We start from the raw sequence: 13,302 nt of genomic DNA, 5'->3' as shown, positions 1-13,302 counted from the left end.
AGGCCACCGACCCAGATCTCAAACGCGGTCTGAGCGGCAGTGAGATGAAGGGAGTTCCTGGAAGAACGTCGGCGGGAACCCTCCGTCGGCCGTGTGTGCAAAGCGGTGAATGTGATGTCCGAGTCCGGCGTGATTTCAGCCCCTCGTGTCGTGGTGGGGGTCGGCGGTTCGCCGGAGTCTCTCACCGCCCTGCGCCGGGCTGCCGAGGAGGCCCGGCTGCGGGGAGCGCAGCTGTGGGCGGTCTTGGCCTGGGAGCCGCCCGAGGGGGACCTTCCGGCACACCGCTCCCATACACCTCTTTCTTGCTCGACGAGTGGCAGCGCCGGGCGAGAGAGAAGCTGGCAACTGCGCTCCCGGAGGTGTTCGGCGCCGACGTGCCGGATCTTCCCCCTGATGGCTCTCGTCGCTCGGGGTGCTCCGGGACGTGCGCTAGTGGAGATCGCTGAGGACGAGCAGGACGTCCTGGTAGTCGGTGCGGGGCGGCGCCGGCGGCTGCATCGGGTGCTGCGGCCTTCGGTGAGCCGGTACTGCCTCGCCCACACCACCTGCCCGGTCCTTGCGGTGCCGCCCTCGCCACTGGACGCCGGGCTCAGGGACGTGCACCGCCGTAACGTCCTGGCGCTGAGGCTGGACACGCGCCAGACGCTGAAGGCGTTCCAGACGGTTCCGCCCGGAGCCTGAGGCCCGTGCGGGCCCGGCTACTCATGTCGTGACGGCGGATGCGCGCTCGGGCTTCTCCGGGCGGCGTTGCGGCAGAGTGAGGAGCATTGTGAGGCTGCCGCCGAGTGTCCTCGGCGTTGAGGGTGCCACCGATGGCCTCCGCGAAGCCGCGTGCCACCGCGAGGCCGAGGCCGACGCTGGCACCGCGCGGTGAGTCGCCGTAGCGCTGGAACGGTTCGAAGATGCCGGACTTGGCCTCGTCCGGGACGCCGGGGCCGCGGTCGACGACACGGACCTTTAGGCCGGAACTGACCACCAGTTGGAGAGACGAGCCGACATGAGATGCCGAAGTTGGAAGGGCGCACGCCTGCCGTCCTCCGCTGCGGTGAGAACCAACGAGACGACCACGTCCGTCCGGTTGTCAGCGGCGTCTACTTCTTTCTCACCTTGCAATAGTTACCCTCATCGGGGTCTCCCATGTGCCTCCAGAGCACAAGCTTTCCCCCTTCCCTGCTCACACCCAGCCCGAGATAAGTTTTGTCGAATACGAATTGCACCCCCATTCCGTGACCCCAGTCACCGGTCTGCGCTATAGCCCAAGTACCGTCTACAGAGGCAGGAGCCGCGTCCGGTCCGAAGCCGCAGGAATTCTGCGCAGAGAAGGTTCCGTTGCTACGCAAAACCAGTTTCCCGCCCCCTGCGGCTTTCCACGGGCCGATCAGTTGCGAGGAGTTGACGCTCACAGATGCAGGTTGATCGTCGGGGTGGTACAGAAAAGTGGCAACAATACCGATCAGAAGCGCAGCGGGAAGGAGGCATCCGAGCCAGAGAACCTTCCGCGCGCCCCTTCCGGACCGGGAACCAACTGCAGAGTTTTCCACTGGATCAACCTTCTCTTGACTGCCGCTTACCCGGCAGCATTCCGCACCCATCGTCGCGTCCCCCTGCCCGGCGGGATAGTACCTTCCTCGCCGACGGAAAGTCACGTCATGTAGGCGATGTCTAACACGCGCGGGGAGTGTTTTGAAGAAACTGAAAGCCCGCTTGTACCGCATACCGGTACAAGCGGGCTGGTGATCAGTTCGCGAGCTCGACCATTCCCGGCGGAACTTCCCCTACCTGGACCGTCTTGGTCCAGAAGAACTTCTCCTCGATGGTCGCTCCCGGTCCACTGGACGTGTTATGACCGTGCTGGGTCCACGCATGCTCGAATGATTCAAAGCCGCTCTTGTTGTCGACGTAGAAGTCGACCACCGCCGTGGATGTGCGCGGGTTGTAGGAACGGACTGTGACCGTCTCGGTGTACGAGCCCAGGAAGCCGTCGACCGGGGGACGTCCGAACAACCCGTGACTGATGCCGGCCAGCGCGTCGAGGGGGAGATTCTGCAGGCCCGCGTCTGAATAGTCCTCGTGACGTGTGACCCCCGCGGTGGTGCAGTAGGTATCACTCATCCTGCAGTTGTCGAGGATGTCCTGGTTATGCGGGTCCTTTTCGAGTTCCCGGGTCAACAGGTCGCTCTCGTCGAACCTGATCGTCGGGTACCAGGTTCCCATCCCCCAGGCCCACAGCGAGGTCATCTCGTACGGACCCACATCCCGCATGTCCAGTTCCGGCAGCGAGTAGCGCTTCTCCAGGGCGGCGTAGGCCGCCTTGTCCTCCGCCTGGGACCGCTTGATGTACTGTCAGTACGAATCGCAGCCGTGGTATGCCGGCCGGCCTCGGCTGTAATCGTAGTTGCCCATGTCGGCGAGGTTGAGGCCGCCGTATCGCGGATTGCCGTTGTCGTCGACCATGTTGCCGTTGCTGTCGAAGCCGCCCTGGTAGACCCAGTTGTTCTCGGCGGTGAGCCAGGAACTGCCGTCATCGCCTTCGGCGCCGGTGGGGTCGCTCAGGGTGATGGGGTCGTTGCCCGCGTAGTCGTATCCGCCGAGCTGGTCTGGCAGGCCCTGACGGACGCGCAGCGCGAGCGCCTGGAGCAACTCGGCATCCCACCGCCGGCCCCGGAACCGGAGGAGCCCGCCAAGGCCCTAAAGGCGACCTCTGGAGCCTTCGAGCGGGGCATCGCGGCCCTGGCGCAGTACAAGACCCGGGAAGGGCACCTGAGGGTCCCCAGGGCCCACGTAGAACGCCTGGAAGACGGAACCGAGGTCAAGCTCGGGGTGTTCCTGAGCAACAGCAAGACCAGGCGCGCCAAGCTCACTGCGGACAAGCTCCAGGCACTGGCGGACCTCGGGCTGGAGTGGGCGGCGGCGTAGGGGCGCTGAACCGGCTTTGCCCTCGTGGTCATCTGCGATCGCAGGTGCGATCGCACTTCTGCGGTGAAACCCCACCCTCACGCATCCATAGGTGCGTTAGGGTGGGGTCACCGACCTAGTTGACAACTAGTTATCAACTAGGCGACGAGGCCCCCGCCGCTGCTACGGCAAGGGCCCCGAGCCCGCATTCCGGGCTCCGTCCCCAGCTCAACGAGAGTGAGCTGGGGACGGCGTCAGGGCTGATGCCAGCACCACGTGCGGACCATCTGCCCCACCCAGAAAACGGTGGCCGACACCGGCGCCATCCAGAGTCGGATACTTCGCAGAACCCTCTTCCAGTTCGTCGGCTCTGGCCTCGCGTGCTTCCCCATGGAGTCCCCCTCGGGACGGTGAGACCGACACCTTGCTGTCGGACCCCGGGCCCGAGGACCCGCTCGTGCGGTCCCCTCCGAAGGCTCTTCGCTGGGAAGCGAGCAACAACTTACACGTTGTCAGGGGCACCCACGGGCGCTTTACAGAAGGCAAGTTGGCCTTGTCGTCAGACGAGCTGGCCCTGTCGGTCAGCACAGCGTTACCCGACCGGGCGGTCGGGCCAATCCCATCGGCTGCTGAGGCATGAAGGTGGTTGGCACTGAGCCATGTTCATGGATTTCCGGCAAACCGGGCAGCCGGACGCCCGGGTAACTCAAAGTGAGCAAGAGATGCGGTGTGGCGACGCCACATACTGCAAGCGGCAATTTCTGTTGAACACCAAGAGCCGGCGGGCGAAGCTCACCACCGACAAGCTCCAGGCCCTGGCTGACCTTGGGCTGGAGTGGCGGACCCCGAGCGCTGTGTGCGGCCCGGGGTCCTTCGCTGTCCCGGGCTGTGACTTCGCGCTGGAGTGCGTGTAGGCACTGGGAAACGCATCTGCTGGGCCCCGGGGCCCAGTACCGGCTACCAGTGGCGGTGGAGCTGGGTGCGTTCGGCGGCGAGCTGGTTGATGAGTTCCGCGTCGCTGACAGGCAGGGGCCGGCTGAGACGGTTGGAGACGTCGCGGTGGAGGCGTAGCCCGTCGCCGACAGCGGCGAGGAGGGTCGACCACAGGGGGTTCTCGGGGGCTGTGTCGCTCTCCACCAGCGCCAGCAGTTCCACCTTGTCATCGTGGTCCAGGCGGCTCAGCTGGTGCAGGCCGGTCTTCTGCTGGATCTCCGACCAGGTGATGGTGCGTCCCTCACGGGCCGCCTTCTTCAGCGCACCGCGGACGGCCAGGGTGAACTTCTCCACCTTCTCAACGCGGGCCTGCTGGACGTGGCGTTCCCTGGCCTCGGCCTGTTCGCGCTCCTGCGCTTCGCGCCGTTCGGCCCGCTCACACTCTCGGGCTGCTCGCTCCTGCTCCTCAGCACGCCGGGCGCGGGCCTCGGCGGCAGCGACGGTCTCCCTCTCCTCTGCCGAGGCGTCAGGGTCCTTCACCAGGTCGACCGCCTGCCAGTACAGCGCGGGGGTTGACTGGTCCTTCAGCCGCTCCACGACTGTCCGCCTGAGTCGTGCGCGCTCTTTCAGCCAGCGCTCACCACGGCCCAGAGCGATGCGCAGCCTTGCGACGTCGTCCGGTCTCTGGTCGGTCTCCAGGATCTGTCGGATGACCTGCACTGCGGCCAGGATTCGCCCTGGATGGTCGCGTAGGGCGACGTCGAGGTGAAGCAGCGCTTGCTGGACAGGATCGGCCTGCCGTGCAGCGGGTGCGGTACGGCCGGTGGAGGGAGCGACGGTGACGATCACCCGCTCGGCTGGAACGGTCATCCGCTGCGTGACGTCGGCCGGCGCGGAAATGGCGACGGGCTTGGTCGTGATAACCAGGCTGTCGGAGGTCAGGACGACTTCGTTCAGGCTGCTGCTCCAGTTGCTGCCTTCTCCGGGAACCTGGGTGCCGAATCGCATGGTGCGGCCGCCGCCGGGACGGTCGTCGAAGCGGATCCTGTGGACGTAGCCGCGCTGGGCAAGGACGCCGTCGGCGATGCGTACGCCGGGCCCCAGGATGGTCTCCCACGCGTCATTGTCCCAGGCGACGGGCCGGTTTCGGTCGAGGTGGACCAGAAGGCTCCGCCCGTCTTCCAAGCGGACCACCACAGCGGATCCGAGGGGCTCGGGGTAAGTGAACTCAGCAGCGATGTCCTGGGCTCGCAGCCAGGGCACCAAGTGATGCTTGACGAAAAGATGGTTGGCGCTGTTTTCGTCCCGCCCCTTGCGGCCGCACTGATGGTCGGAGCCGTCGCTTCTGTAGTGAGCGAAGTGGCAGATTTTGTCGGTGCACCGCCTGGTCATGAGCTGACGGCCGCAGCCGCCCTCGAACATGGTGCCGCACCAGAAGGTGACACCTTCGTGCTCAAGCTTGAAGGCATCCAGTTCCTCAGCGGTCTCGGGACACAGCGCCGGCTCGTCGGAGTCCGGGCTCCCAAAGACCGCGGTACGGATAAGGCGTCTGTCCATCCTGCTCCTGTTGCTCCAGATGAGTGGCTTCTCATCATTGTGCTCCTGGGCACTGACAACAGGGCTGCACGATAGTTCCCGCTGACCGGTCCGATCCGCAGCTCCCGCCTGCCCGCAGAGCCTGGGGTTGGCGGGGGCCAGCACGGCCACGAGCGCGTGGGAGGTTCGCGGACGGAGGGGCGGGCCGGGGCCGGTCAGTCGAGGTCGGTGGTGCCGGAGGCGGCGTGGGGTCGACAGGTTCTCCTTCGCCGACACTTCGCGATGTTGGCTCGCCAGGAAAACTCTCACGGTGCTGCGCCCCGTGGACGCGCATCACATGCCGCGCCCTGGTCCAACGCCGCAGCGGGATCAGAGGCTCCAGGAGACCAACCGGGGCAGGCACCTGCACATCCCGGCCATCACCACAGCGTGTCTGCTGTGTCCTCTCCCAGGGCGGAATCCACGTGGGCGTGAAAGGCCACTTCTGCGAGGAGGCCGGGGGTCGCTGCGTAGGCGGCAGCCGCCGAAATGGGCTGGCCGGTGATCTCGATAATGCGGTTCAGGACAGCGACAACTGCCGCTTTCGTATCACCGGCTGGTGCACTTACGTCGTGGGGATGGAGCATGGGCAGTGGATCCTCGCGGACCCGGATGAGCGTGTACCCGGCAATGCGAATGGCGTCGGATTTGCGCCTGTCGCGGGCCTCGGAATCGGGCTGGGCGTGCCAGTAGCGGCCATCGAACTCGACGACGACACGGTGCGCGGGAATGAGGATGTCGACCTCCCAGCGCCTGCCAGCCGCAGTCAGCTTGGCGCCGGTCGGCTGAGTGTCTGGGAGCAGGGCCTGGAGTTCGAAGCCGAGTGCGAGTTGTCGGCGGGACACGCGAGATAGGCGGCAGTGGGGGCAGCCTGAGCGCAATGGGCCGGTGCGGGCGGAGCAGGAAGTGGTCCACACGTGCAGAGGGTTTCGGCGGCAGCGCCAGGTGATGCTGCGGCTGCTGGACACGGTGACCTGCCACGATGTGAGGCCGTCGTTGAGACTCGGGTCGAGTTCGGCAGCAACATCCGGGGCGCGGGCCGCTAGCGCGTTGGTAACCGAGACCAGATGGCCGGCGCAGTATGGGCACCCGCTGCCAAGGGTGGTGCGGACAGACGGCGCGGCTTGCCATCGGTGGTCGGGACCTGCGGGGCACGCCCACCAGACTTTGGCGCGTGACCGGCCGGAGACCGTGCCGGGGGTCCGCGGAGCATTGCAATCCAGGTCGAACTGGGCCGCAACGTCGGGATACTGGGACAGACGGTTGGTGACCGACGCCCGTCGGCCGGCGCAGAAGGGGCAGCCGTTACCCGTTGCCGTGCGGTGCACCACAGGTGAAGACCAGACGTGATCGGGACCCTCCGGACAACGCCAGGTGACGACCCTGCGCGTCCCGGCGAGGACTTCCTCGGGCGTCAGTCCATCGTTGAGTGCCGGATCGAGCTCGGCAGCGAGCTCGGGGTGACGCGCGGCCAGACTGTTGGTGACCGACAACTGGTACCCGGAACAGCAAGGGCAGCCCGTTGGATTCGATGCGCTAGTCCGAGCATAGACGGCGGCCTGCCACCGGTGGTCCGGGCCAGCAGAGCAACGCCACCACACCACACGCTTGGAGCCGTAAGAGACCTGCCCGGGATCAAGACCCACGTTGCGGTCGACGTCGAACTCCGCCGCCACCCGCGGGTGCGTCACCGCTAGCGAACGCAACATGGGGTCGAGGCGATTGCCAGAACACCACGGACAACCCGCAGGCCGCGGCTTCGTCTTCGTGCGGGTGTGCACCGCCGCCTGCCACACATGCGCAGGATCGGCAGCGCAGCGCCACCACACGCGCGCGTGACTGCCCGGTAGCAGTTTCTCCGCCCGCAACCCATCGTTGAGCGTGGCATCGAGCTCCGCCGCGACAGCCGGGTGCAGCACGGCAAGGTTCCGGCCGACGCTCGGCCGTTTTCCCGCGCAATAGGGACAACCATGGCCCAGCACGCCCCGGTTGTATGGAGACGCCTCCCACTGGTGATCCGCACCCCGCGGGCACACCCACGCCACTTTCCCCCGGCGCCGCAACGACACGAGATGCGCCGGGCCCGCCTCCTCAGCCAGCTGCGCCACAAGCTCCGGACGGTCGGCCACCGTCTCATCCACCCTGTGCCCCCTCCTCCGTGTGCGAGGAGGGCAGCATGGCGTACGCCACTGACAACGACCGCCGCGCCGGCTCCCGTACACGGCCACTGTCTACGAGATCACCAACCTTGCGCCGGAGACAGCCCCCGTCGTAAAAGGGCCACTGCCATCTGGCAAGACCGGAGCAGAGCTCATCACCGAGCAGACGCAACGCCTCGCGCAGCTCGCCGCCGAGCACCGCGGATCTGCCCGCATCGTCGGCGGCTGCCGTCCGCAGGACATCAGTGCAGCCATCGCGAAGTGGATCCTGCGCAACACCGAGCTCCAGAAAGAGCTGCGTTACGACGCGGCCCCGACCTCCGTCATGGCCGAAGCGATCCTGAGGCGACTTGGACCCACGGACGAAGAGCCCCGCCTCAGTGCCCTCGTCATCCTCGACACGCAACGCGCCGCGCAACCAGGCCCCGAAGGCCAAAGGGGTCACACCCATGCCTGACCGGCGAGGACTTGGTCGAGTAGGGGCCGGTCCATTTCCAGTGCCTCAGCGACCTGGTCCTGCCCGACAGCCGTGGCGGTGCTCGAGGCGGCGATAAGCCCCTCGGCCCACAACTGCCGGAGGGCCACGCCGATGTGCCGCTGAGCGTCGTGGAGGGGGACTGCGTCGTCCGGCCAATCTTCTCGCAGCTGACTGAGACCGTGGCTGGCGGCCTTAACGACCGCGGATGGGTAGTTGTCGACTTGCTCGAGGACGTAGTTGCACTCGCCCCGTTCGATCAGGACGTAGACGGCGCCGGTGTAGGCGCTCACGCGGACATGGGCATCGCCGAATGTCCAGGCCCGTTCGCCAGGTTCGCTGAGCATGTCGTCAGCGAGCCAGAGGTTGAAGCAGTCGGTGACGCACCACTCGTCGGGCGCGATCATGACCCGGTCTTCTCCCGGGTACCGCACGACGACGGCGAGAGCTCCGTCCTCTTTGGTCGTACCGCGGCCGAAGACGGTGTCACCCCACTTCTCTACCGGCTCCCAGATGACGTCCTCTACAGAAAGGTCCGCGACATACCAGTCGGGATCGTCCATCGGTGGCCTCCTTGCCGTGCCGTTGGGGAGTCGTTTGCGTAAGCCCACAAGTTTGGCTGGGTTCATCGGAGTGACATCGGCAGCACCGTACGCATGAGTTGTTCGCCGCGTGTGGTGATGGCCTCAAAGTAGCTACGGTTCATGGCCGCGAAGTTGGTCGGGTAGGTGGCGACCGCGCTGCGGGGGACGAGATCGGCGGGTGGCGCGGGCAGGCGTTCGTCCTTCATGCCGAGGTAGGCCAGGGCGAAGCCGTGGATGCGTCCGCTCGAGGCCCATTCGTGAAGGCGTGCCCGGGCGGAGTCCTGTGCCTTCCGGTAGATGGTGCCAAAGGAGCGGTTGAGACGACCGAACATGAAGTGCGACGTCTTCAAGGAGAGTTCGCCTTGTCCTGCGTCGCAGGAGACGATGAAAGGCACGTCGTAGACGTGCTGCGTGTGGTGCGGTGAGCGTCCGGGTTCGAGGACGGACAGGCCGAGGTTGTCGTAGACGCCGCCGTCGGTGAGCAGCACGGTGTGCTGCTGGTGGTGTCCGTCGCGGTGCTGGAAGGTGAAGGTGCGTTCCAGGGCCGGCAGGAGGGCGGGATAGGCGGCGGAGGCGGCCACGGCGGTGGCGACGTGGATGGGTTCGGTGATGGTGCCGTAGCGGGAGCAGGCGCTGCGGGTGCTGCCGAAACGGACGGCGTTGGTGGTGGCAAGGTCGGTGGCGGTGAGGACGACGTCGAGACCGGGGTGGGTGACGTCAGCCATGGTCTTGGTGCCGAACGCCTTACGGGTGAGGACGGCGGCCAGGGCGTCGGTCCGGTTGGCGGGGCGGGCGACGCTGACGCCGCCCCCGCGCGTGAGTATTCCGCGTGTGCCGGCCCGGGCGGCTGCGGTGAGATTGCGTACGGCCGCAGTCGCCGGGGCCGTTGTCTCTGGCGGACTCACTCTTGCGACCTACCTCCCTATGGCCAAAAGGCTGAAGAAGCACCTCTCCAGATTGGAGCTGACGAGGCCAACACACCGAGTTGTAGATGGGGAAGTCGTAGAAGAAGTTCACGAGCTCTTCGCCACAGAACGCGCTGAGCAGCATGACGTAGACGACACTGCCGTCGAGCTGGAGAATCCCGCACCGCGTAGCTCACCGGCCTTCCAGTGTCGGTGGCCGTTCCACGACGGCCATGATCCGCCCTCGCGCGGCCTCAGTCGCAAATCGCGGTGTTGATCCGGCCGCTGAGCTCCCTCCATGATGCGAGCAACTGATCGAGGACGCATTCGGTGAGGCCTTCGACGAGGTTCCCGCCGCCGGGTGGCGGAGCGAGCTCGGCGTACTGCAGGTAGAGCCATCTGTTCGCCCAGGCCTTGCCCGATTCCGGCTTGAGGGCGGCGTACACGGCTTGGTCGGGAACGAATGCGCCGATGAACGGGCGAAGTTCGGTCTTGAAGACGTCGATGGCCGGTTCGGGCTCACCGGCCTTGCGCAGACGATAGCCAAAGCCGACACTAGCCCGCGGCCGGCCGTCCGCGGTGAGCCAGTTCCGCCGTGCCAAGGCCACTGCCTGCTCCGGGTAAGGCGGCCTGCCCGGGCGCCTTACCGATTGGTACGCGTACGTCTCCTGGAGAACCTCCACGTCGGCGCCCAGCGTCATCTCGGCCACGATCTCCTCCAGGCGACCTGGCAGAGCCTTCGTCAGGCGTTCCAGGACCCGTGCAGAGGCTGCTTCGGCTTCCTTTATAACCATTCCGTGGGTCAGCCACAGTCGTGCCGCGTCGTCGTCCAGCGCAGTTATCCGATTCATCCTTTGCAGCGTTGCTAGATAGTCACAGGCAGCAGTTCGCGCGGTGTGACCGTCGGCGCTGGCAGGGTGTGGCGCGCTGCACAGGGACGCTTTCAGGTCGTCGGCGAACTGGCTCAAGGTCATCGGATGGAATCGCTGCGAGCGAGGAGGACTGCCGTGCAGTGTGAGGAACACGAACACCGGTGTCGCCTCGTGGGCGTAGCTGTCGGCCAGTCGCTCGGTTTGCCGGCGGCCTTCCGTCGCGTGCACTTTGAGTTCGATGACCAAGGTGCACGCCTCGGTTCTGATCACGATGTCGGCCCGGGTGCCGGGCGGCTGCTCCACTTCCTGGTGGACCTCCGCCTCGGCCAGTGCCTGCGCCGGCAGGTCTCTATGCCCGGCTCGCCTCAGCATGGAGGTGAGCAGGCGTTCTCCGAGCTGGTGGGGCTGCGACGGGTCCAGGAGCCAGGCGATCACTTTCTGATGGTGTCGTTCGAGATCCGCAAGGCCGAGGACCTCCAACGCGGTTGCCCTTCTCGGCCCTCCGAGCCCCGCATCCCCGAGTCGGCGCAGTTCCCTTTCGATCCAACCCCAATCGGGATGGCTTCCTTCGGCCACCATGTCCCCCCTTGACGTCTGACAAGACTCTCGGCTGTACAGGCCACATCGCCGCGGGACGGGCACTCGGCCAAGTCCTCGCTGATGCTCACATGAGGTCGGTGTATCCGACGGCCGGTTCGTGGTCGCCGGCCAGGCCGGCGCTGGCTTGGTTCTCCTGGTGGCCCTACCGGGCTTGAGCCGGCCTCCTTCAGCTCTCTTCGGAGAGAGAAGCTCGCAGGGTGTCCAGGGAGAGTTGACCCTCTGGTGTGTCCGCCAGCCAAAACGTCCAGCCATTGGCTCCAGCACCGACTGCGTTGGCGGCTCCGGAGGGTGTGTCGTGGGCTTGGCCGTCGATGATGATGCGTCCCTGGTCGTCGACGACAGCGGTCTGGTCGTAGTCCTCCCAGGCGGGAGTGAGGACAGTGCCTTCGCTGATCAAGCCGGCGTCCAACAGCTCCGACAGCTTGACTCTGCGGGAGGGGACTGTGCTTGTGGAGCGTTGCGTGGGCACGGTTGCCGTCACCTGGTAGACGGGGTGGTAGGTGGCGTTTTCCAGCTGCACGAAGGCGTCCCGGATGACCTGCGCCATGAGGGTGCGGCGGGCGGAGAGGAAGGATTCGAACCCCATCGATGGCCAGTCCTCCGGCAGGGCGTGCAGGTAGAGCTGGCGAGCCAGGGCCTCGGCGGGAATTCTTTTGGCGGCCAGCTGCTGGGGCCAGTAGTCCATTGGCGCCTGGTCGGAGATGGCGATGTTGTCGGTCCATTCCAGCAGTGCCATGTTGGCGATCTGGTTGATGCGCGCGGTCTGGGTGATGCCGAGGGTCTTTTGTAGGTACTTGCGGGGGAAGAGATGGTGGCGTTCGACGCCCTTGCGGGCGAGGATGGCCGGGTCGAGTCGGGTGCGCACCTTGGTGGTGGACAGCAGGACGTCGGCGTCCAGGATGTTTAAAGCCGCGATGTAGGCGAGCAGGGCAGGGGACTTCGCGGCGGAGCTGTTGAGCGCGTTGGGCAGCGTGATGCTCCAGAAGTCGGAGGTGAGGGTCTCGTGGACCACCCGGTCCAGAGCGGCGGTGAAGCCGCGCGTGTCTGCGGGCTGCAAGTCCCGCAGTAGGGCCAGGTCCTGCTCCATCTGGGTTTCCACGGAACCTGAGTAGCGGCCCGTGAGCTGGGCCATGAAGAACCAGCGCGCGATGGTCGAGCGCAGCTGGTCGATGGGGACGGCGTAGTGGACGCGGCCGATGAGCCAGAGCGCGTAGCTGTAGAGCAGCGTGTTCTGACTGGAGATCATCTTCTCGCCGCGGAAGCCGGCGTGCTCCAGGCAGAGGAAGAACTCGTGCCAGTGCTTTAGGTCGAGGACGTGTTCTTGTGCCTGCTGCAGCCGTGCGAAGCGTTCTTCGCGCCGTGCTGGGGACAGTTTGCCGGTGGTGTCGCGGCCTCGTAGGGCGGCGTACACCTGCTTGAGCACCGCGGAGTCCAGGCCGACGGCGGCGACTACGCGCAGCAGCTGGGGCGGCTTGGGCTTGATGTACCAGTTGAAGGGTGACGCGCCTTGGAGGGAGGGGACCCGGGATTCTCGGCAGAATTCCTCCAGAGCGCGGCGTCCCTCTTCCCAGAAGACGGAGGTGAGCGTGAGGATGAAGTCCGCTTGGTCGAGCTTTACGCCTTCGCTGTTGATCCGGACGAAGATTTCCGCGACCTGTTCTTCGTCGATGTCGGCCGAGAGCACGACACCTTTGAAGGGGTAGCTCTCGAGGTCGTGAAGGCGGTCGAGCGCATCCTGGATGTGGTCTTCTTCGTCCTCGGCCAAGGGCCGTTTGTCGTTCAGGCGGGCCAGGAAGTCGCGGATGACCTTGCGGCGTCCCGTGGCGGTGTCCCACAGAACGCTGATGTCGGGGAGGTACTCGGGATCCTTCTCGATCGCCGCGTCCGTGACCGCGAAGGTGGCGTCGGCAGGGCGGAAGGCGAGCCGAATCCGGGTGGAGCGGTAGTCCTCCCTCATGACCGGGGTGCCGGTCATGACGGCGAAGAGGGAGGTGAGGCGCTGCTGGCCGTCGACGATGAGCCGGTGAGCGGCCTCCGGTTTGTTTCCTTCGCCGATCTGCCGGGCGCCGGGTTCGACGCCTGTCTCCCAGAAGAGCAGGTAGCCGACCGGGAACCCCTTGTACATGGAGTCGAACAGCTCACGCGCTTTGGCCGGCTCCCATACGTAGGGCCGTTGCAGGTCGGGCAGAGCGATCTCGCCGCGTCGGATGTCGGTGATCAAGTCGGCCACCTGGTGGGTGGTGTCTTTGAACAGCACGGTGGCCATCGACGGGGCCTCCTTTGGCGCGCGGCAAGATCGGGGCT

9 protein-coding genes and 2 pseudogenes are annotated in these 13,302 nt (G+C 66.1%); 2 read left to right on the top strand and 9 right to left on the bottom strand.

Going from position 1 to position 13,302, the window contains the following annotated elements; translation table 11 throughout:
- Nucleotides 1-114: 114 nt before the first annotated feature.
- Complete coding sequence (locus ASC56_RS35055) at nt 115-681, top strand: universal stress protein (protein WP_234377217.1); 567 nt, start codon at nt 115-117, stop codon at nt 679-681.
- A 21-nt stretch (nt 682-702) separates the two neighbouring features.
- On the opposite strand, the pseudogene ASC56_RS39015 reads toward ASC56_RS35055, so the two are convergent.
- The 3 genes and pseudogenes from ASC56_RS39015 to ASC56_RS42540 form a co-directional block, all read right to left on the bottom strand.
- Nucleotides 703-961 (bottom strand): annotated as a pseudogene (locus ASC56_RS39015) (sensor histidine kinase); the annotation flags it as partial.
- A gap of 776 nt (nt 962-1,737) precedes the next feature.
- The gene (locus ASC56_RS35050; protein WP_055495649.1) at nt 1,738-2,262 is read right to left on the bottom strand and encodes a hypothetical protein; all 525 of its coding nucleotides are present in this window, start codon (nt 2,260-2,262) and stop codon (nt 1,738-1,740) included.
- Between the two features lie 81 nt (nt 2,263-2,343).
- Nucleotides 2,344-2,640, bottom strand: coding sequence for a hypothetical protein (locus tag ASC56_RS42540; protein WP_234377218.1), 297 nt, complete (start codon nt 2,638-2,640; stop codon nt 2,344-2,346).
- Here ASC56_RS42540 and ASC56_RS42535 point away from each other — a divergent pair.
- Nucleotides 2,596-2,916, top strand: a pseudogene (locus tag ASC56_RS42535) (helicase associated domain-containing protein); the annotation flags it as partial. The gene ASC56_RS42540 and the pseudogene ASC56_RS42535 overlap by 45 nt on opposite strands.
- 936 nt (nt 2,917-3,852) lie before the next feature.
- On the opposite strand, the gene ASC56_RS35035 reads toward ASC56_RS42535, so the two are convergent.
- The 6 genes from ASC56_RS35035 to ASC56_RS35005 form a co-directional block, all read right to left on the bottom strand.
- Entirely contained in the window at nt 3,853-5,535 is a 1,683-nt protein-coding gene (locus tag ASC56_RS35035) for a hypothetical protein (RefSeq protein WP_159039795.1), read from the bottom strand.
- 248 nt (nt 5,536-5,783) lie between these two features.
- A complete protein-coding gene (locus ASC56_RS39005; protein ID WP_159039794.1) occupies nt 5,784-7,544 on the bottom strand; it encodes a zinc-ribbon domain-containing protein in 1,761 nt (586 codons plus the stop codon).
- A 459-nt stretch (nt 7,545-8,003) separates the two neighbouring features.
- Nucleotides 8,004-8,600 (bottom strand): hypothetical protein, encoded by a 597-nt coding sequence (locus ASC56_RS35020; protein WP_055495644.1) that lies wholly within the window; start codon nt 8,598-8,600, stop codon nt 8,004-8,006.
- A gap of 62 nt (nt 8,601-8,662) precedes the next feature.
- A complete protein-coding gene (locus ASC56_RS35015; protein ID WP_055495643.1) occupies nt 8,663-9,526 on the bottom strand; it encodes a hypothetical protein in 864 nt (287 codons plus the stop codon).
- Nucleotides 9,527-9,780: 254 nt separating this feature from the next.
- Nucleotides 9,781-10,977 (bottom strand): PD-(D/E)XK nuclease family protein, encoded by a 1,197-nt coding sequence (locus tag ASC56_RS35010; protein WP_159039793.1) that lies wholly within the window; start codon nt 10,975-10,977, stop codon nt 9,781-9,783.
- Nucleotides 10,978-11,164: 187 nt separating this feature from the next.
- Nucleotides 11,165-13,264, bottom strand: coding sequence for a DUF262 domain-containing protein (locus ASC56_RS35005; RefSeq protein WP_055495641.1), 2,100 nt, complete (start codon nt 13,262-13,264; stop codon nt 11,165-11,167).
- Nucleotides 13,265-13,302 lie beyond the last annotated feature (38 nt).

This window comes from Streptomyces sp. TP-A0356 (assembly GCF_001417775.1).
Lineage (GTDB): Bacteria > Actinomycetota > Actinomycetes > Streptomycetales > Streptomycetaceae > Streptomyces.
The sequence above is the reverse complement of the archived record's forward strand: the minus strand, read 5'-3'. Positions and strand labels throughout refer to the sequence as shown.

Bases quoted from the DNA above. Each gene is read 5' to 3' on its own strand.
- ASC56_RS35005 (WP_055495641.1), bottom strand. From the start codon at position 13,264: ATGGCCACCGTGCTGTTCAAAGACACCACCCACCAGGTGGCCGACTTG.
- ASC56_RS35050 (WP_055495649.1), bottom strand. From the start codon at position 2,262: ATGCGGGATGTGGGTCCGTACGAGATGACCTCGCTGTGGGCCTGGGGG.
- ASC56_RS35010 (WP_159039793.1), bottom strand. From the start codon at position 10,977: ATGGTGGCCGAAGGAAGCCATCCCGATTGGGGTTGGATCGAAAGGGAA.
- ASC56_RS35020 (WP_055495644.1), bottom strand. From the start codon at position 8,600: ATGGACGATCCCGACTGGTATGTCGCGGACCTTTCTGTAGAGGACGTC.
- ASC56_RS35055 (WP_234377217.1), top strand. From the start codon at position 115: ATGTCCGAGTCCGGCGTGATTTCAGCCCCTCGTGTCGTGGTGGGGGTC.